Raw genomic sequence first — 19,387 nt, 5'->3', positions numbered from 1 at the left:
CTCCTGCAGGGGAACGCATTCCCAATGCAGGAGCTGTCGCAGGCTGCGATCTTTTGCTTTTGCTTCAGGCCTTGTCTTTAGCGTGCGCCGCCAGACGCTCAAGCGCCGCGCGCAGGCCAGGATCACTGATCCCGTCGGCCGTGGACTGAATGGTCGCCGCCGCATCGCTCGACAGGTCCATCGTGTGCCCGACAGCCCCAGGCTGGACGATTGGTGGTCGCACGCTGAATTTGATTCGCGTCAGGTTGGCGAACTCTTCGAATAGCTGCAGTTGCCGTTGCAGGCGTTTTTGCTGGTAGCGCAGGCGTGTGGCCCAATGGCCGTCGGTGACCACCAGTGACAGTTCGCCTTCACGCCACTTGGCCACATGACAGTGTGCGCGAGCGGCGGGTTGCAGTTGGCTTTCAAGCAGGCGTTGCAGATGAGCGAGGCGTTGGGCATGGCCAAGAATGGCTTTGAGCGGCTTGGCTTCGCGTAGCAGAACGGCGGGCGCTCTGGCTGTAAGGGGGCGAAATGCCATGATCGAACACCTGAAGTAACAGAGGCGCCATGGTAGCAGAAAGCAACGGAACCACTCGCCCATTGCTTTTGTCCCTGCTTTGTTCATTAAATCAACGACTAACTTCTTTCCCGTATGGGTTGAAGTTGAGCAAAACGCCCCTATTTTAAGTGAGCCCCGTCAAAGCGCAGTGCCAGCATCGTGGAATATCGCCACTTTCCTCACCACCGTTTCCGGGTAGAATGCTCGTTCGCATGCGGCCATGAGGGCTGCACGGGCGACTCACGGGGCCGCCCTCCATCCCTTTAGTGTGGAAGATCCTGCCGATATGTTTGCGCCTTTGTTAAAGAAACTTTTTGGAAGCAAGAACGAGCGTGAAGTCAAACGCATGCTCAAGACGGTGCAGCTCGTCAATGCCTTCGAAGAGCAAATGGTGGCCCTTTCGGACGATCAATTGCGCGCCAAGACCAACGAGTTCAAGGCCCGTATCGCCAAAGGGGAATCCCTCGACAAGCTGTTGCCTGAAGCCTTCGCGGTCGCACGTGAAGCGGGCAAGCGCGTCATGGGCATGCGCCACTTCGACGTCCAGTTGATCGGCGGCATGACCCTGCATGAAGGCATGATTGCCGAAATGCGTACCGGTGAGGGTAAAACCCTCGTAGCGACCCTGGGCGTTTACCTCAACGCGCTGTCCGGCAAGGGCGTGCACGTTGTGACCGTGAACGACTATCTGGCCCGCCGCGACGCCAACTGGATGCGTCCGCTGTATGAATTCCTCGGCCTGACCGTCGGCGTCGTGACGCCGTTCCAGCCGCCGGAAGAGAAGCGCGCCGCCTATGCTGCCGACATCACCTACGGCACCAACAACGAATTCGGTTTCGACTACCTGCGCGACAACATGGCGTTCAGCATGGAAGAGAAATTCCAGCGCGAACTCAATTTTGCCGTGATCGACGAAGTCGACTCCATCCTTATCGACGAAGCCCGTACCCCGCTGATCATTTCCGGTCAGGCCGAGGACAGTTCCAAGCTGTACATGGAGATCAACAAACTGATCCCGCAGCTGGAACTGCACGTCGAAGAAGTCGAAGGCCAGGTCACCAAGGCCGGTCACTACACCATCGACGAGAAGACCCGTCAGGTCGAACTCAACGAAGCCGGTCACCAGTACATCGAAGAAATGCTCACCGGCGTCGGTCTGCTGGCCGAAGGCGAGAGCCTGTACTCGGCGCATAACCTGGGCCTGCTGACCCACGTCTATTCGGGTCTGCGTGCGCACAAGCTGTTCCACCGCAACGTCGAATACATCGTGCAGGACGGTCAGGTCGTACTGGTCGACGAACACACCGGTCGTACCATGCCGGGTCGTCGTCTGTCCGAAGGCCTGCACCAGGCCATCGAAGCCAAGGAAGGTCTGAACATTCAGGCCGAGAGCCAGACCCTGGCCTCGACCACGTTCCAGAACTACTTCCGTCTGTACACCAAGCTGTCCGGCATGACCGGTACTGCTGACACCGAAGCGTTCGAATTCCACCAGATCTATGGCCTGCAGGTCATGGTGATCCCGCCGAACAAGCCGTTGGCGCGTAAAGATTTCAACGACCTGGTGTTCCTGACCGCCGAAGAGAAATATGCGGCGATCATCAACGACATCAAGGAAGGCATGGCCCAGGGCCGTCCGATCCTGGTGGGTACCGCGACCATCGAAACTTCCGAGCACGTGTCCAGCCTGCTCAACAAGGAAGGCATCGAGCACAAGGTTCTCAACGCCAAGTTCCACGAAAAAGAAGCCGAGATCATCGCGCAAGCCGGTCGTCCGGGCGCCCTGACCATCGCCACCAACATGGCTGGTCGTGGTACCGACATCCTGTTGGGCGGTAACTGGGAAGTGGAAGTCGCGGCGCTGGAAAACCCTAGCCCCGAGCAGATCGCCCAGATCAAGGCCGACTGGCAGAAGCGTCACCAGCAGGTGCTGGAATCCGGCGGTCTGCAGGTGATCGCCTCCGAGCGTCACGAATCCCGTCGTATCGACAACCAGTTGCGTGGCCGTGCCGGTCGTCAGGGTGATGCCGGTTCCAGCCGCTTCTACCTGTCGCTGGAAGACAGCCTGATGCGCATCTTCGCCTCCGATCGGGTGAAGAACTTCATGAAAGCCCTGGGCATGCAGCCTGGCGAAGCGATCGAGCACCGTATGGTGACCAACGCGATCGAGAAGGCGCAGCGCAAGGTGGAAGGTCGCAACTTCGACATCCGCAAGCAACTGCTCGAGTTCGACGACGTCAACAACGAACAGCGTAAAGTGATCTATCACATGCGTAACACGTTGCTGGCCGCCGACAACATCGGTGAAACCATTGCCGACTTCCGTCAGGACGTGCTCAACGCCACCGTCAGCGCACACATTCCGCCGCAATCGCTGCCAGAGCAGTGGGACGTGGCCGGTCTGGAAGCTTCGCTGGAAAGCGACTTCGGGGTGAAACTGCCGATCCAGCAATGGCTCGACGAAGACGATCACCTGTACGAAGAGACGCTGCGCGAGAAGCTGATGGTCGAGCTGATGGCGGCGTACAACGAGAAAGAAGATCAGGCCGGTGCCGAAGCGCTGCGCTCGTTCGAGAAGCAGATCGTTCTGCGCGTGCTGGACGATCTGTGGAAAGACCACCTGTCGACCATGGATCACCTGCGTCACGGCATCCACCTGCGTGGCTACGCCCAGAAGAACCCTAAGCAGGAATACAAGCGCGAGTCGTTCACGCTGTTCTCCGAGCTGCTGGATTCGATCAAGCGCGATTCGATCCGGGTGCTGTCGCACGTTCAGGTACGCCGCGAAGATCCGGAAGCCGAAGAGCAACGTCTGCGTCAGGAGGCCGAAGCACTGGCCGCCCGCATGCAGTTCGAACACGCCGAGGCCCCTGGTCTGGAGCAGCCGGAAGTGCTGGGTGAAGAGGTCGATGTAGCCCTCGCCACTGCGCCGGTACGCAACGAGCAGAAGCTGGGGCGCAACGAACTGTGCTACTGCGGTTCGGGCAAGAAATTCAAGCATTGCCACGGGCAGATCCAGTAACCCCCCGTTTCAATCGCTGAAATACCCGCGCCGCGACCGGCTCCTGCCGTCGCGGCGTTTTGCCATTCAATCCACCGCCCTTCTGTCGAAAACGGCAAGAGAGCGGTGCTGACATCATTGAGTAAGGAGCGCATTCATGGCTGTTGGTCTTGGTCCTTTGCCAACGTTGCACCCGGTTGCCGGTTTTGAACTCGGTATTGCCTCGGCCGGCATCAAGCGCCCGGGGCGCAAGGATGTGGTAGTGATGCGCTGTGCCGAAGGTTCGACCGTGGCCGGTGTGTTCACGTTGAACGCCTTTTGCGCCGCGCCGGTGATCCTGGCGAAAAAACGTGTGCAGAACGACGTGCGTTACCTGCTGACCAACACCGGTAACGCCAACGCCGGCACCGGTGAGCCGGGCCTGGCGGCTGCCGAGCGCACCACGGCCAAATTGGCCGAGCTGACCGGTGTCGATGCCAGCCAGATCCTGCCGTACTCCACCGGCGTGATCGGTGAGCCGCTGCCGGTCGAGAAGATCGAAGGCGCGCTGCAGGCCGCACTGGATGATCTGTCGGAAAACAACTGGGAAGCTGCCGCCACTGGCATCATGACCACCGACACCCTGCCCAAGGGTGCCAGCCGCCAGTTCGAGCATGATGGCGTGACCATTACCGTCACCGGGATCAGCAAAGGTGCAGGCATGATTCGCCCGAACATGGCGACCATGCTCGGCTACATCGCTACCGACGCCAAAGTCTCCCGCGACGTGCTGCACAACCTGATGCTCGACGGCGCGAACAAGTCGTTCAACCGCATCACCATCGACGGCGATACCTCCACCAACGACTGCTGCATGCTGATTGCCACCGGCAAGGCTGCACTGCCGGAAATCACCCGCGCCGAAGGCGAGCTGTTCAACAAGCTGAAACAGGCTGTGTTCGAAGTGTGCATGGATGTGGCCCAGGCCATCGTGCGTGACGGCGAAGGCGCGACCAAGTTCGTTACCGTTGAAGTCAACGGCGGCGGCAATCATCAGGAATGCCTGGACGTCGGTTACACCGTGGCCCACTCGCCGCTGATCAAGACCGCGCTGTTTGCTTCCGACCCGAACTGGGGCCGTATTCTCGCCGCTGTCGGCCGTGCCGGCGTGCCGAATCTTGATGTGAGCAAGATCGACGTGTTCCTCGGCGACGTGTGCATCGCCAGCCGTGGCGCGCGCGCAGCGACCTACACTGAAGCGCAAGGCTCGGCGGTGATGCAGCAGGAAGAGATCACCATCCGCATCGAGCTGGGTCGCGGTGATTGCAGCGAAACCATCTGGACCACCGACCTGTCGCATGAATACGTGAAGATCAACGCCGAGTACCGCACCTGATCCAAGACCGGGTCGCTTCTTTCGCGAGAAGGCTCGCTCCCACAGGGGGATTTGTGACAACACGATCCAATGTGGGAGCGAGCCTGCTCGCGATGGCGTTGTGTCAGGCAATATCAATGTTGAATGTGCCGGCCTCTTCGCGAGCAAGCCCGCTCCCACAGGGTTCTGTGGTGTACACGACATTTGTGCACGACCGAAACTACTGTGGGAGCGGGCTTGCCCGCGAAAGCGTCGGCCCGGTCACTACAAGTCTTGAAGCTTTCCACTGACGAAAAGGCGCCACACCATGTCTCTGCACCTGATCATCGGCGACAAACTGCTTTCCTCCTGGTCCTTGCGCGCCGCTCTGGCGCTGGAATTGACCGGCGCTCCCTACAGCGAAGAACTGATCAGGCTCGGCAAGCCCGACACCCGCGAGCGGTTGCTCAAGCATTCGCCGACCGCCAAGGTGCCGCTGCTGCAAACTTCTCGCGGCACCATCGCCGACTCTCTGGCGATCGCCGAATACCTGGCCGAGCAGTTCCCGTCCGAACAGCTCTGGCCAATCGACCTGTTTGCCCGTGCCCAGGCGCGATCCGCCTGCGCGCAGATGCACAGCGGCTTCTTCGCGATGCGCAATCACATGCCGTTCAACCTGAGCCACGATGCACCGCTCAACCCGGTGCCGCCAGAGGTGAAGGTCGACATCGAACGCATGCTCGCGCTGTGGGCTGAATGCCGCGCTGCCGCCACGGAACCTGGGCCGTATCTGTTTGGCCGGGTGAGTCTGGCTGACGCGTTCTTCGCCCCGATTGCCGTGCGCCTGCGGACTTACCAGGTGCAGTTGCCGGCGGTTGATCAAGCCTATGTTGAAACCATCTACCAATGGCCCGCCTTCAAGGCGTGGCAAAAGGCTGGACTGGAGGAATTGAATCCGTGAAACGCGTACACGTCGCGGCTGCCGTCATTCGGGACGACAGCGGCAAAATCCTCATCGCCCGCCGTGCCGATACCCAGCATCAGGGCGGCTTGTGGGAATTTCCCGGCGGCAAGGTCGAGGCTGACGAATCGGTCGAAAGCGCGCTGGCTCGCGAGCTTCAGGAAGAGCTGGGCATTGTCGTTGGCGCCGCTCGTCCACTGATCAAGGTTCGCCATGATTACCCGGACAAACAGGTGTTGCTGGATGTCTGGGAAGTGTCGAGCTTCAGCGGTGAACCCCACGGTGCCGAAGGTCAGCCACTGGCCTGGGTGACCGCCAAGGATCTGCTGAACTATGAATTCCCGGCGGCCAATCAGCCGATCGTGGCCGCAGCGCGCCTGCCTGCTGAATACCTGATCACTCCGGAAGATCTGGAAGCTCCGGCCTTGCTGCGCGGCATTCAGAAGGCGATTGCCGGCGGGATCAAACTGATCCAGCTGCGCGCGCCGAACGGCTATGACCCCAAATACCGCGATCTGGCGGTGGATGCAGCCGGTCTGTGCGCCGGCAAGGCGCAGTTGATGATCAAGGGGCCGTTCGAATGGCTCGGCGATTTCCCGTCGGCCGGTTGGCACATCACCGCCGCGCAACTGCGCAAATACGCCGCAGCAGGGCGACCGTTGCCGGCCGAGCGCTGGTTGGCGGCGTCCTGCCATAACGCTGAAGAACTGGCGCTGGCCGAGCAGATGGGCGTGGATTTCGTCACCCTGTCGCCGGTTCAACCAACCTTGACCCACCCGGATGCGCAGCCGTTGGGCTGGGAGCAGGCTTCGACGTTGATCGAGGGCTTCAGTAAGCCGGTGTTTCTGTTGGGTGGGGTTGGCCCGGCGGAACGTGAGAAGGCCTGGGGTGTTGGCGCGCAGGGTGTGGCGGGGATTCGCGCATTCTGGCCGGATTCTCTGTAGAGGCTGCTGGCCTCTTCGCGAGCAGGCTCGCTCCCACATCTGACTGCATTCCAACTGGATGAACCCAATCAACTGTGGGAGCGAGCCTGCTCGCGAAGGCGCCGTTCAGGCGCTAGATTTCTGCAGGCTTCGCAGCAGGCTGCCACAAAATCTCCGCAATCCCCTGCCGCCGCGCAATCAACCTTGCGGCCACGAACAACAGATCCGACAACCGATTGATATACGCCAAACCAACGCCGGCCAACGGCTCGATCGCGTTCAAGTGCTGACAACGGCGCTCGGCACTGCGCGCCAGACTGCGGCACACATGGGCCTGGGCAATCAGCATCGACCCACCGGGCAGAATGAAATTCTCCAGCGGCCCCAATTCCTCGTTCCATACATCAATCGCCGCTTCCAGGCGCTCGATTTCTGCCGTGTTCAGCGCCTGATATTCCGGCATCGCCAGCTCACCGCCGAGGTCAAACAGACGATGCTGGCAAGGCGCGAGCACGTCGATCAGTTCATTCAAACCCGGGAATGCCTCACGTTCGGCGATCAACCCGGCCAGCAGCACGCCGACCTGACTGTTCAGCGTATCGACTTCACCAATGGCTTCGATCCGCGGGTGATCCTTGGGGACGCGGCGGCCATCGCCCAGGCCGGTTTCGCCGGTGTCGCCGGTGCGGGTGTAGATCTTCGACAAGCGAAAGCCCATGGGTTACCTCGGTAGTTGATTGGTTTCGGCGGCGATGGCTGCCGGTTGTGCCAGCGGCAGGCGCAGGGTGAAGCAGGTGCCCTGACCGGGCGCCGACTGCACTTCCATCTGGCCTTTGTGGTTGTTGGTGATGATGAAGTACGACACCGACAGCCCCAGTCCCGTGCCCTGGCCGATTTCCTTGGTGGTGAAGAACGGCTCGAAGGTGCGTTTGCGCACGCTCTCGCTCATGCCGATGCCATTGTCCTCGACCTGGATCTCGGCCCATGGCGGATTGAGCTTTGTGCGCAGGATGATTCGCCCCGGCTCATTGTCGTCTTCGCGTTGGTGAATGGCTTGCGCGGCGTTTTTCAGCAGGTTGAGCAGCACTTGTTCCAGTTCGTTGGCGGTGCCCGGCACCGGGCCGAGCGCCGGGTCGAACTGGCGGATGATCGCCTGGCCCTTGAAGTCGAAACCGATCGCCAGATCGAAGTCGTTGCCGGCAATCTCCACCGCTTGATCGATCAGCGCGGGCAGATCGCACGGGGCCATTTGCCGGGTGCTGCGCCGGCTGAAGCTGAGCATGTGCGTGACGATTTTTGCCGCGCGGGCGCCGGCCTGCTGGATGCCGTCGAGCAGTTTCGGTACTTCGCGGCTTTGCAGGTAACGGTTGACCGTGTCCAGTTCGATGCCGAGCTGTTCAGCGGTTTCGAGGTTCTTCGGCAGATCCGCCGACAGCCGTCGACGAATGTTCTGCACATTGTGCAGGATCGCGCCGAGCGGATTGTTGATCTCATGGGCCATGCCGGCGGCGAGGCCACCGACCGAGAGCATTTTTTCCGACTGCACCATCATTTCTTCCAGCGACAGGCGCTGGGTGATGTCGTCGATGCGGATCACCACACCGCGCCCGGCACCGCCCATCAGCGGGTAAAAGGTCAGGGCGTAATGCTTGGGTTCGTCATCCTTGAACCAGGTCACCCGCTCGATCTTCGCCACCGTGTGCTCTTCCACGGTCTGCTTGAGTTGCGGCAGAAACGGCTTGAGCGGTTCGAAGGCGAGGAAGATCGGCTGGTTCAGCGCTTCATCCAGGCGCGTGCCGGAGAGGGCGCTGGCCTCCTGGTTCCATTGGGTCACGTAGAGCTGCTCGTCGAGGGCGATCAGCGCCGAGGGCATGGAGTCGATGATGCTGTTGAGGTAGTTCTGGAATCCGGTGAGCTTCTTTTCGATCTTGCTCCGAACCTGGACTTCCAGTTCCAGTTTGCGGTTGGTGTGGCGGGTTTCTTCGGCCAGGCCCTGGGCCTGATCGTAGGCGGCCTGCGAGTCATCGCGGGCGCGCTTGAGTTGCTGTTCGCGGGCTTCGATGCGCGAGAGCATGGTGTTGAACGCCTCGGCGAGGCTGCCGATTTCATCGTGGTTGCCGCGTGAGGCGCGCAGGGCGTAGTTCTCTTCGCGCGTGACCTGCCGCGACAGCTCTTCCAGCTCATGAATCGGGCGGGTGATCAGGCGTTTGATCTGCCGCGCAATCACCAGCCACAGCAGCACACTGAAAATCAGGATGCCGAGACTGGCAGTCAGGGTGCCAGTGTAGAACGCCATCGGCAGTTCACTGCTGGCGACCAGCAGCAAGTGCCCAGGCGCGGTGCCGGGGCGGGGCAGGGTGATCAACTGGTTGCTGCGAAACTCGGTGAGTTGCCAGGCTTCGATGTGCCGATAGCGTTCCGGCAGATTGAGCTTGTCGCCACGCTGCACCTGGGCCAGTCGGTCACCCTTGCCGTCGTACAACGCCGCCGCACGCAGCGGCGAATAGCTGTCGAGTTCCTTGAGCAGGCGTTCGGCGCTTTGTGGTGACTCGAGGGCTTGTGCGACCAGGCTCGGGTTGGAGATCAGCCGACCGATGGTCTGCAGGGCCTGCGGCGCCATGCTTTCCTGGGAGATGTAATAGGCGGCGCTGATAAAGGTCAGGTTGGCGACCAGCAGGACGGTGGTCAACAACACCAGCAGGGCGGCCAGCAGTTTCTGGCCGACCGGCAGGTTTTCAAGGCGCTGGCGCAATGGCATCAGGTTTATCGCAGCAAAGGAACAAGTGGGCAGCGTAGCCGCTGCTCAGTCGCTGGGCAATCCAAGGCTGCGCAGATGGCCGACCAGCCGTTGCTGCAATTGCTTGAGGTGCGGCAGGTTCAACTGATGACGGCTGGCGACTTTGCAGGCGTGGCCCAACAGATAGCTGATTTCGGTGCGGCGCTGGTTGGCCACGTCCTGATACATCGACGAGTAATTGGCCGCCGTGGCGTGGATCACCCGTTCGACTTCCTGTTGCAGATTGACTGCGGCTGCCGGTTGACCGCAACGCTCCAGCAATTCGGCAAGTTCCGCACACAGTGTGGCGACTTCGCATTGATGCTGCTCCAGCCCGCCGTTACGGCAATCATGGAGCACGGTCAGCGGATTGATCGCGCAATTGAGCGCCAGTTTGCGCCACAGCCGGGTGAGGATGTCGGTGCTCCATTCGTGGGGGATTTTTGCTGCGTCGAGATCGTCCAGCCAGATCGGCGCTACCGGATGGCCGGCATCGCCCAGCCAGGTGAAACCGTGGCCGGCAAACACCACGCGCCAGTCGCCGTCGCGGAACGCGCCTTCGGTGCTGGAGGCGCTGATGCAGCGTGCCTGCGGAACCACCGCTGCGACGGCGTCCTGACTGCCGAGGCCGTTCTGCAGCAGGATCAGCTCGGCATCTGCGCTCAGGCGCGGGGCGAGGCGGGCGACGGCGCTTTCGGCGTCATAGGCCTTGCAGGCGACCAGCAGGCGGCGGATCGGCTCCGGGTCGTCCGCCGTTTGCGCGGGGACGGCATAGGTAGTGGCTGCGCCGTGTTCGACCAGCGTCAGGCCGCCGGCCACCTGATATCTGCGCAAGCGCTCGGCATCCCGCACGATCAGCCGCACCGGCAGCCCGGCCCGCGCCAGACGCGTGGCCCAGAGGGTGCCGAGGCTGCCGGCGCCGAGAACGTGCCAGGGGGTGGACATCAGTTTTTCACTCGGTAAGGTACTGGCATGCAAGGCTCGCCGTATCGGTGGGAAAAGACCCGTTATAATGAGCCGGATTTTAACCGCAAGCCAAGCGCGCTCCATCCTCATCGAGCGCGCCTTTTTATTGGAGAGATTACATGCCGTCGTTCGACGTGGTATCCGAACTGGACAAACACGAGCTGACCAACGCGGTCGAGAACGCCGTGAAGGAACTCGATCGTCGCTATGACCTGAAAGGCAAGGGCAGCTTCGAGTTCAAGGAAAAGGACCTGACCGTCAACCTGACCGCTGAAGCCGGGTTCCAGCTGGAAGCGATGATCGAGATCCTGAAGCTGGCCCTGACCAAGCGCAAGATCGATGTGCAGTGCCTTGAAGTCAAAGACGCTTACGCCTCGGGCAAGCTGATGAAGCAGGACGCGATCCTCAAGGAAGGCATCGACAAGGAGCTGGCGAAGAAAATCGTCGCGCACATCAAGGACGCCAAGCTCAAGGTGCAGGCCGCCATTCAGGGCGAGCAGGTGCGTGTGACCGGCAAGAAGCGTGATGACCTGCAGGAAGCCATCGCGGCCCTGCGCGCCAAGGAATTCGGCATGCCACTGCAGTTCAACAACTTCCGCGACTAAGTCCGGTCAGAAGATTTGTGGGAGCGAGCCTGCTCGCGAAGGTGGCGTGTCAGTCAACCTCCTTGCTGAATGACACACCGCCTTCGCGAGCAGGCTCGCTCCCACATTTGATTTATGTGCACCCCGGCGGATTTCTGCCGCTTATCTTTCGCGTGCCGAATGGCCGGAAATCAGGAGATGGATGATGGATTTGAATGCTGAGGTAGACAACCTGGTCAAGGCGTCCCAGGCGTGGATTCCGATGATCATGGAATACGGCAGCCGCGTGCTGCTGGCGGTGATTACCCTGGCCATCGGCTGGTGGCTGATCAACAAGGTCACGCAAAAGCTTGGTGGCCTGCTGGCCCTGCGCAATGCCGACCTGGCGCTGCAAGGCTTCATCAGCAGCCTGGCGAACATCATCCTCAAGGTGTTGCTGATTGTCAGTGTGGCCTCGATGATCGGCGTGGAAACCACCTCGTTCGTGGCCGCGATCGGTGCGGCCGGTCTGGCGATCGGTCTGGCATTGCAAGGTAGCCTGGCGAATTTCGCCGGCGGCGTGTTGATTCTGCTGTTCCGTCCGTTCCGTATCGGTGACTGGATCGAAGCGCAAGGCGTGGCGGGTACGGTCGACAGCATCCAGATTTTCCACACCGTGCTGCGTACCGGTGACAACAAGACCATCATCGTTCCGAACGGCAATCTGTCGAACGGCATCATCACCAACACCAACCGTCAGCCAACCCGCAAAGTGGTGTTCGACGTGGGTGTGGATTACGAAGCGGATCTGCAGAAAGCCCGTCAGGTGCTGCTGGATCTGGCCAAGGACGAGCGTGTGTTGCAGGACCCTGCGCCACAAGCGGTCATTTCGACGTTGGGTGACAGTTCGATCACTGTTTCCCTGCGCGTCTGGGTTAAAACTGCAGACTACTGGGATGTGATGTTCATGTTTAACGAACAGTCGCGTGATCGTTTAAAGACTGCCGGTATTGATATTCCGTTTCCACAGCGTGTGATTCGTGTGGTTCAGGAATCGGCAACACAATGATAGGTTGCTAATTAAATGCCTGACTTGTTGGTCAGGCATTTATTACAAGTGACAGGCAATAAAAAAGGCCCATCGAAGATGGGCCTTTTTTTATGCTTCCAAACTAACCACTGACAATTACAGGATGTTCAGTGGGTACTCGGTGATCAGACGGAACTCGTTGATATTGCCTTCAGCCTGGTCGGTGTTGCCACGGTGCCATGCCTGACGGATACGGAAGGACAGATCTTTGGCTGGGCCGGTCTGAACTACGTACTTGGCTTCAAGGTTGGTTTCGTGATGTTTGCCATCTTCACCGTAACCGTACGAACGGTATGGGCTGTCAATCGCCATTTTGTCGCCGTCGATATCCCAGCCTTTAACATAGCGTGCCATGAAGCTCAGACCCGGTACGCCGTACTCGGCCATTTTCAGGTCGTAACGAACCTGTGCAGACTTCTCGTTCGGACCGTTGAAGTCGGAGTACTGGATGGAGTTGGCCAGGAAGATCGAATCGCCACCGCGGTTGTTGTCACCCACACCGACGTAGTCGAATGGCGTATCACCGTGAACCTTCTGGAAGGCCAGGGTAACGGTATGAGCTTTCAGGAACGAGAGCGCAGTCGCCAGGGAGAACGTGGTGTTGTTGATGTCGCCGGCATTGGACTTACCAGTGTCGGTGGTGCGGTAGATGTTGAAGTCGGTGTTCAGCGAAGTATCACCACTGATCGGGGTGGTGAGGTTCACGTTGGAGTAGTACTGGTTCCAGATGTCCTTGAACTTCGAACCGTAGAGCGACACGCTCAGGTTGTCGGTGATGCCGTACTTGCCGCCGGCGAAGTCCATGGTCTTGCCGGTAACAGGGTTACTGGTGGTGCTGGAGTATTGCGAGTGCAGTTCGCCGTCGCTGTTCATCTCGTCCTGGCTGGAGGCCGAGTAGAAGTGACCTGCTTCCAGGTCCAGGTTCTGGACTTCGCTGCTCTGCAGTTGGAAGCCGGTAGCGGTCTGAGGAATCAGACGCGAGCCGCCAACAGCGAATACTGGAGAGGTGCTTGGCTGGAACTCACCGAATTTCAGCTCGGTTTTGGAGATGCGTGCCTTGATTGCTGCACCGGCTTTGCCCATGTTGTTCTGGACGCGGCCCTGGGAGTCGACGCTGGTGTTGCCCGAACCGGCGGTGCCATCGCCGCCATCCAGTTTGATGCCCAGGTAACCGAATGCATCAACACCAACACCGACAGTACCTTGGGTGTAGCCAGAGCTGAAGTTGCCCAGGAAACCCTGTGTCCAGTCTATTTGATCGTTGGCTTCGTTTTTCCGGTCGCGGTTGAAGTAGTAGTTCTTCAACGTTTCGGTGAGTTTTGCGTCTTCAACGAAACCTTTGGCTTCTGCCTGGTCACTAACAAACGGGGCGGCCGTAGCCAACTGAGTACTGGCTGCTGCTGCAACTGCCAGTGCGATTGTGCTCCACTTCATCACGCGCATCGTGATTTGCTCCTTTGGTTTTAGAAGAGTACTGCCGTCCCACCTGTTTTATTATCTGGGCGGCTCTTTCTTTTTGTGTCGGCGCAAACTTATATCACGCCGACAATGTTGGCGATACTTGCTCATACAACCTTTCATGATCTTTACGACGACGTCGCAAACAGCTGGGTTGATGTCGCAAATTCACAGTACCCATGCAGCCGGGCTGACAACTTTATCGCTGTTTTTTTGCCTTTTTGCATCGGTAAAAAAGAGTCCCTGGCAAAACACTTGAATCTCCATTGGGGCAACCCTGCCACCGTGTTTGGTTGGTCTCAAGCTGCCACTTCACGTGCTGCGCTTATAGACCATGTGTGTCCCAATGCAACAAGCGTGCACAAAGTGCAGGGTTGCCGCGTTTATTTTTCTGAACACCCGCCTGTAGCCGTAAAAACCTCATAAAAACGGGGGTTCAAGCCCTTTTGTATCAGGGGCTTGACGCACACCTTTGCATCGTGTTGTCAGGTTCGCGTGGGGCCATGACAACCAAAAACGTTACCGGTTCACCCCGTCAGTGAGTATTTGGCGGATGCCCGACGCACTGAGCGTAGACGCACTGTGCGGTTTTGGTGCAAAAAAATTACAGGCTGTACCGGATTCATACAGCTTGCGGTGAGCCTGCTACCGGGTGTCCAAGGCTATTTCCAGCCGTTGCTAGGGTTCGATGCCGGTCCAGGCTCCGGGATGGTGCACAAATCTTTTAAATGTCTCTTGCCGGGGCTGTGGTGGTCGGACCGAGTACTGTCGTCGTGAAGCCCGGCGCATTCGCAGGTATGCTGCCTGCCTGTCGCTTGGCGCCATGCCTGTCTGGATGGCCGCTAAGCTGAATTGTGTAGATCAGCCGGGAGTGCACGCAGTGTTTGCTTTAGATTCACGACTTCAACAGGACACCCTGACCATCGGCGACTTCCCGCTCTGCCGGCTGCTGCTGTCCAACGATGCCAATTACCCGTGGTTCATCCTGGTGCCTCGTCGCGACGATATCAGCGAGTTGTTTCAGTTGGATGTCGCCGACCAGCAGCAGTTGTGGCAGGAAACCACGGCGCTGGCCGAGTTGCTCAAGGACTTGTTCGATGCCGACAAGCTGAACGTCGCGACGCTGGGCAACGTTGTCAGCCAGTTGCATATGCATGTGATCGTGCGCAAGCGTGACGACGCGGCATGGCCGGCGCCGGTCTGGGGTAAACACCCGGCCAAACCCTACAGCGCCGAGCAGGTCGCGAGCATTCGTGAGCGGCTGCGTCTGGTGCTGACCGAACACTTCACGTTTCTGGAGGGTTGAACCATGAACCTTGAAGAACGCGTCACCGATCTGGAAAGCCGTCTGGCTTTTCAGGATGACACCATTCAGGCGTTGAACGACGAACTGGTGGCGCAGCAGCGGGTGATCGAGCGCCTGCAACTGCAGATGGCGGCGTTGCTCAAGCGTCAGGAGGAGATGGTCGGGCAGTTCGATTCTTTCGAGGAAGAGGCGCCACCGCCGCATTACTGATGCCAACACGTTTGTGCAGGCGTAAAAAAACCGCGATCAGCCTGGCTGCTCGCGGTTTTTTATTGCCTTGGATCAGCGACGCGGCAGGGCGGCGATCACGTCCTCGGCTTGCAGGCCTTTGTCCCGGTTCATCACCGAGAACTCCACACGCTGGCCTTCGACCAGTACGCGGTGGCCTTCGCCACGGATTGCACGAAAGTGCACGAAAATATCATCGCCGGAATCCCGGGAGATGAAGCCGAAGCCTTTGGAGGTGTTGAACCATTTGACGGTGCCGGTATCGCGGTTGCTCATGTCATAGCTGACAGGTGCGGCAGCCGGTGAAGATTTGTAGAAGCTCACCGCCAGATGCACAACCACGGCAACCAGGGCGATCACCAGGCTGAACAGCACGGCCGGTTGACCGGCGATGACAGGCATCGGTGCGATCAGGGTCAGGGTTTGCAGGACGACAGTCAGCACGAGAAGAGCGCTGACCAGATTTTGCAGATGCTGGCGCGGGCCTTTGTTCCAGTAAGGAATCACTGGAGCGATGACCAGGTTCAACAGGCCGAAAAAGGCCAGGTAAAGTGCATCGGGTTGTTGCAGGTAAGGAACGGCTTCGGATTTCAAGCTAGGTATGAACGACAGCAGCAAGGCCGCTGCGCCCATTAGCAGGTGGACGATTTTCAACATTTTGATTGGCTCACGTTATGACGGCTCACAAGGAAGAGCTGAAGGCGCACGGTTCGCTTCGGAACAATAAAGAGGCGTTGGACACGTGCCCGGCATCAGCCTATGCGCGACACCCCCGAAATATGGGGCGTAGCGACACACTGCCTATTTAACAGCAAAGCCTGCAGCTACTCAAATTACCCCGGCCAGCGGCACCGGCCCGGTCGATTTGTCGCACGGCGAGTGAAGATTGCCGGCTGCGTGGTGGCGGTTGCCTTGCTAGAGTGGGGTCTGCACCTGTTGGATGAATTCAATCGCCTTAGGGGGTAAACATGGCAATCGATATCGGTATCAGTGAAGAAGACCGCAAGTCCATCGTCGAGGGGCTGTCGCGGCTGCTGTCGGACACCTACGTGCTGTATCTGAAAACCCATAACTTCCATTGGAACGTCACAGGTCCCATGTTCCGGACCCTGCATCTGATGTTCGAAGAGCAATACAACGAGCTGGCGCTGGCGGTGGATCTGATCGCCGAGCGCATCCGCGCTCTGGGTTTCCCGGCACCGGGTGCCTACGCGACTTACGCACGTCTCTCCTCTATTAAAGAAGAAGTCGGCGTGCCAAGTGCCGAGGACATGATCAAGCAGTTGGTCGACGGCCAGGAAGCGGTCACGCGCACCGCTCGCGGCATCTTCCCGTTGTTGGACAAAGTCAGTGACGAGCCGACGGCCGACCTGTTGACCCAGCGCATGCAAGTACACGAGAAGACTGCTTGGATGCTGCGCGCGTTGCTCGAGGCCTGATAGTCCGGTGCGCGGATATCCGGTGGTGGATGTCCGCGTGCTGTTTCAAATCTTACTGAACATGTCGGCTTATCCTACGTTGCTGGGCAACTAGTCATCTGGCGCTGGCTCTGCGTCTGCGTTTTTATGAAGGCACAGGATGTTGTCTTTATAAAAGCAGCGATGACAAAGGAGTGTCAGCGATATGGTGGGTGCAGACAGGCAAAGCGAACATGGCGCTTCGCAGCAGGGTATGAAGGTCGATCCGTTTGTCCGCGATTTCGATTTTGAGCTGATCCGGCCGCTGGCCAGGTCAGTGCGGTTGAACGGGTTTGCCACGTGTTTGAGGCTCGAGCAGGTTTACTGGAACATTCTCGGTGACATGGCTGGGCACAATGGCTGCTCGGTCAGTACGCTGCTGTCCCATGTGGACCGCCAGGTGCACCTGCGTCATGGCGGGGTGAAAAACTTCAGCGGTCTGGTACGGGTGGTGTGTGTGATGAATGGCCTGCGCGATACCCCGGCGGCCGTCATGCCCTGAACGACCAATACTTGAAATGACGTGGCGGGCTGTGCAGTCTTACGGCTGCACAGCCCGCATTTAATGGATATAATCCCGCTCTTTCGCCGCAAAGCCCTGCGCGCGGTGGCAATCTGATCGCCGAGACACCCCCATGCCGATGTACGATTATCAATGTGCTTCCTGTGGTCATCAGTTGGAAGCCATTCAAAAGATCAGCGAGGCACCGCTGGTCGACTGCCCTGCCTGTCAGGCGCCAGAGCTCAAGAAACAGCTGTCCATGCCGGGTTTTCGCCTCAGCGGCAGCGGTTGGTACGAAACCGATTTCAAGACCGGAGCCAAGAAGAATCTGGCCGGTGGCGACAAATCTGACTAGGGTTCAGGCCCAGGTCGAACGACACGCGTGAGATTCCGCAGTGCTTGAGTGCGACGGGATCTCCACCGAATTTCGAATTACGAGAAGCGAAACCACTACCATGATGCGCAGCCATTATTGCGGCCAACTGAACGAAAGCCTGGAAGGCCAGGAAATTACCCTTTGCGGATGGGTTCACCGTCGTCGCGACCACGGCGGGGTGATTTTCCTCGATATCCGTGATCGTGATGGTCTGGCTCAGGTGGTGTTCGATCCGGATCGCGCCGAGAGCTTCGCCGCCGCCGATCGCGTGCGCAGCGAATACGTCGTGAAGATCACCGGCAAGGTGCGTCTGCGTCCGGCCGGTGCGACCAACGCCAACATGGCGTCGGGCATGATCGAAGTGCTGGGCTACGAGCTGGAAGTGCTGAACGAGTCGGAAACCCCGCCGTTCCCGCTCAACGAATACTCCGACGTCGGCGAAGAAACCCGCCTGCGCTATCGCTTCCTTGACCTGCGTCGTCCGGAAATGGCCGAGAAGCTGCGTCTGCGTTCGCGCATGACCACCAGCATCCGTCGCTTCCTCGACGAGAACGGCTTCCTCGACGTCGAAACGCCGATCCTCACCCGTGCTACCCCGGAAGGCGCTCGCGACTACCTGGTGCCGAGCCGTACTCACGCCGGTTCGTTCTTCGCCCTGCCGCAATCGCCTCAGCTGTTCAAGCAACTGCTGATGGTTGCCGGTTTCGACCGTTACTACCAGATCGCCAAATGCTTCCGCGACGAAGACCTGCGTGCCGACCGTCAACCTGAGTTCACTCAGATCGACATCGAGACCAGCTTCCTCGACGAAAAAGACATCATGGGCCTGACCGAAGGCATGATCCGCAACCTGTTCAAGGAAGTGCTGGATCTGGAATTCGGTGAATTCCCGCACATGACCTTTGAAGAAGCCATGCGTCGTTACGGTTCCGACAAGCCGGACCTGCGTAACCCGCTGGAACTGGTTGACGTTGCCGATCAACTCAAAGAAGTCGAATTCAAGGTGTTCAGCGGCCCGGCCAACGATCCGAAATGCCGTATCGCTGCACTGCGCGTTCCAGGCGGGGCGAGCATGCCGCGCAAGCAGATCGACGACTACACCAAGTTCGTCGGCATCTATGGTGCCAAGGGCCTGGCGTACATCAAGGTCAACGAGCGCGCTGCCGGTGTTGAAGGTCTGCAATCGCCGATCGTGAAAAACATCCCTGAAGCCAACCTCAACGTGATCCTTGATCGCGTCGGCGCGGTTGACGGCGACATCGTGTTCTTCGGCGCCGACAAGGCCAAGATCGTCAGCGAAGCCCTGGGCGCGCTGCGTATCAAACTCGGTCACGACCTCGACCTGCTGACCTGCAAGTGGGCGCCAATGTGGGTCGTCGACTTCCCGATGTTCGAAGAGAATGACGACGGCAGCTTCTCTGCGCTGCACCACCCGTTCACTGCACCGAAGTGCTCCCCTGAGGAGCTGGAAGCCAACCCGGCCGGCGCTCTGTCCCGCGCCTACGACATGGTGCTGAACGGCACCGAGCTGGGTGGCGGTTCGATCCGTATCCACCGCAAGGAAATGCAGCAAGCGGTGTTCCGTCTGCTGGGTATCAATGAAGCGGAACAGGAAGAGAAGTTCGGCTTCCTGCTCGACGCACTGAAGTACGGTGCACCGCCGCACGGTGGTCTGGCCTTCGGTCTGGACCGTCTGGTGATGCTGATGACCGGCGCCCAGTCGATCCGTGAAGTGATCGCCTTCCCGAAAACCCAGAGTGCTGCGGACGTCATGACGCAAGCGCCGGGTGTGGTGGATGCCAAGGCACTGCGCGAGCTGCATATTCGTTTGCGCGAAACGCCAAAGGCTGAGTAAGACGGGCCTGAAGGCGCATCTTCGGATGCGCCTTTTTTCTTTCTATAGAGA

General features: G+C 59.3%; 18 protein-coding genes. 12 read left to right on the top strand and 6 right to left on the bottom strand.

Features of this window, described 5'->3' with window-relative positions:
• Positions 1-64: 64 nt before the first annotated feature.
• On the bottom strand, positions 65-520 hold the full coding sequence (locus LOY52_RS20720) for a DUF721 domain-containing protein (protein WP_045122019.1): 456 nt from the start codon (positions 518-520) through the stop codon (positions 65-67).
• 307 nt (positions 521-827) lie between these two features.
• Between LOY52_RS20720 and secA the strand changes: the two genes are divergently transcribed.
• From secA to LOY52_RS20700, 4 genes are all read left to right on the top strand, one after another.
• Positions 828-3,563, top strand: coding sequence for a preprotein translocase subunit SecA (gene secA / locus LOY52_RS20715; protein WP_202368859.1), 2,736 nt, complete (start codon positions 828-830; stop codon positions 3,561-3,563).
• Between the two features lie 136 nt (positions 3,564-3,699).
• Positions 3,700-4,917 carry a bifunctional glutamate N-acetyltransferase/amino-acid acetyltransferase ArgJ gene (argJ, locus tag LOY52_RS20710; RefSeq protein WP_258675798.1) on the top strand — a complete coding sequence of 406 codons (1,218 nt, stop codon included), beginning with the start codon at positions 3,700-3,702 and terminating at the stop codon, positions 4,915-4,917.
• Positions 4,918-5,203: 286 nt separating this feature from the next.
• The gene (locus LOY52_RS20705) at positions 5,204-5,836 is read left to right on the top strand and encodes a glutathione S-transferase family protein (protein WP_258675797.1); all 633 of its coding nucleotides are present in this window, start codon (positions 5,204-5,206) and stop codon (positions 5,834-5,836) included.
• Complete coding sequence (locus LOY52_RS20700; protein ID WP_258675795.1) at positions 5,833-6,780, top strand: Nudix family hydrolase; 948 nt, start codon at positions 5,833-5,835, stop codon at positions 6,778-6,780. Before LOY52_RS20705 ends, LOY52_RS20700 begins: the two co-directional genes overlap by 4 nt.
• A gap of 112 nt (positions 6,781-6,892) precedes the next feature.
• Here LOY52_RS20700 and LOY52_RS20695 read toward each other — a convergent pair whose 3' ends face one another.
• From LOY52_RS20695 to LOY52_RS20685, 3 genes are read right to left on the bottom strand one after another with little or no spacing between them, the layout of a single operon-like run.
• A complete protein-coding gene (locus LOY52_RS20695) occupies positions 6,893-7,477 on the bottom strand; it encodes a cob(I)yrinic acid a,c-diamide adenosyltransferase (RefSeq protein WP_258675794.1) in 585 nt (194 codons plus the stop codon).
• A 3-nt stretch (positions 7,478-7,480) separates the two neighbouring features.
• Positions 7,481-9,517: an ATP-binding protein gene (locus LOY52_RS20690; RefSeq protein ID WP_258675792.1), complete on the bottom strand. Its 2,037-nt coding sequence runs from the start codon at positions 9,515-9,517 to the stop codon at positions 7,481-7,483.
• 45 nt (positions 9,518-9,562) lie between these two features.
• Positions 9,563-10,480 (bottom strand): putative 2-dehydropantoate 2-reductase, encoded by a 918-nt coding sequence (locus tag LOY52_RS20685; RefSeq protein ID WP_258675791.1) that lies wholly within the window; start codon positions 10,478-10,480, stop codon positions 9,563-9,565.
• Positions 10,481-10,620: 140 nt separating this feature from the next.
• On the opposite strand from LOY52_RS20685, the gene LOY52_RS20680 reads away from it, so the two are divergent.
• The gene (locus tag LOY52_RS20680) at positions 10,621-11,106 is read left to right on the top strand and encodes a YajQ family cyclic di-GMP-binding protein (RefSeq protein WP_003227548.1); all 486 of its coding nucleotides are present in this window, start codon (positions 10,621-10,623) and stop codon (positions 11,104-11,106) included.
• A 184-nt stretch (positions 11,107-11,290) separates the two neighbouring features.
• Positions 11,291-12,133, top strand: coding sequence for a mechanosensitive ion channel family protein (locus LOY52_RS20675; protein ID WP_007912753.1), 843 nt, complete (start codon positions 11,291-11,293; stop codon positions 12,131-12,133).
• 117 nt (positions 12,134-12,250) lie between these two features.
• On the opposite strand, the gene LOY52_RS20670 is transcribed toward LOY52_RS20675, so the two are convergent.
• Positions 12,251-13,597: an OprD family porin gene (locus LOY52_RS20670; protein ID WP_258675790.1), complete on the bottom strand. Its 1,347-nt coding sequence runs from the start codon at positions 13,595-13,597 to the stop codon at positions 12,251-12,253.
• An 895-nt stretch (positions 13,598-14,492) separates the two neighbouring features.
• On the opposite strand from LOY52_RS20670, the gene LOY52_RS20665 reads away from it, so the two are divergent.
• Both LOY52_RS20665 and LOY52_RS20660 read left to right on the top strand, forming a co-directional pair.
• Positions 14,493-14,918, top strand: coding sequence for an HIT domain-containing protein (locus tag LOY52_RS20665; RefSeq protein ID WP_027612530.1), 426 nt, complete (start codon positions 14,493-14,495; stop codon positions 14,916-14,918).
• 3 nt (positions 14,919-14,921) lie between these two features.
• On the top strand, positions 14,922-15,128 hold the full coding sequence (locus LOY52_RS20660) for a SlyX family protein (protein ID WP_007962092.1): 207 nt from the start codon (positions 14,922-14,924) through the stop codon (positions 15,126-15,128).
• 72 nt (positions 15,129-15,200) lie between these two features.
• On the opposite strand, the gene LOY52_RS27335 is transcribed toward LOY52_RS20660, so the two are convergent.
• Complete coding sequence (locus tag LOY52_RS27335; protein WP_003227539.1) at positions 15,201-15,803, bottom strand: cold-shock protein; 603 nt, start codon at positions 15,801-15,803, stop codon at positions 15,201-15,203.
• A gap of 311 nt (positions 15,804-16,114) precedes the next feature.
• On the opposite strand from LOY52_RS27335, the gene LOY52_RS20650 reads away from it, so the two are divergent.
• The 4 genes from LOY52_RS20650 (at position 16,115) to aspS (ending at position 19,336) form a co-directional block, all read left to right on the top strand.
• A complete protein-coding gene (locus tag LOY52_RS20650; protein WP_007912745.1) occupies positions 16,115-16,585 on the top strand; it encodes a Dps family protein in 471 nt (156 codons plus the stop codon).
• A gap of 184 nt (positions 16,586-16,769) precedes the next feature.
• Positions 16,770-17,105, top strand: a complete 336-nt coding sequence (locus LOY52_RS20645) for a ribbon-helix-helix domain-containing protein (RefSeq protein WP_258675789.1) — start codon at positions 16,770-16,772, stop codon at positions 17,103-17,105.
• Positions 17,106-17,238: 133 nt separating this feature from the next.
• The gene (locus tag LOY52_RS20640) at positions 17,239-17,460 is read left to right on the top strand and encodes an FmdB family zinc ribbon protein (protein ID WP_003227532.1); all 222 of its coding nucleotides are present in this window, start codon (positions 17,239-17,241) and stop codon (positions 17,458-17,460) included.
• A 100-nt stretch (positions 17,461-17,560) separates the two neighbouring features.
• Positions 17,561-19,336 carry an aspartate--tRNA ligase gene (gene aspS, locus LOY52_RS20635; protein WP_003227530.1) on the top strand — a complete coding sequence of 592 codons (1,776 nt, stop codon included), beginning with the start codon at positions 17,561-17,563 and terminating at the stop codon, positions 19,334-19,336.
• Positions 19,337-19,387: the final 51 nt, after the last annotated feature.

Origin of the sequence: Pseudomonas sp. B21-051, assembly GCF_024748795.1 — a bacterium.
GTDB classification, from domain to species: Bacteria; Pseudomonadota; Gammaproteobacteria; order Pseudomonadales; family Pseudomonadaceae; genus Aquipseudomonas; species Aquipseudomonas putida_A.
The sequence above is the reverse complement of the archived record's forward strand: the minus strand, read 5'-3'. Positions and strand labels throughout refer to the sequence as shown.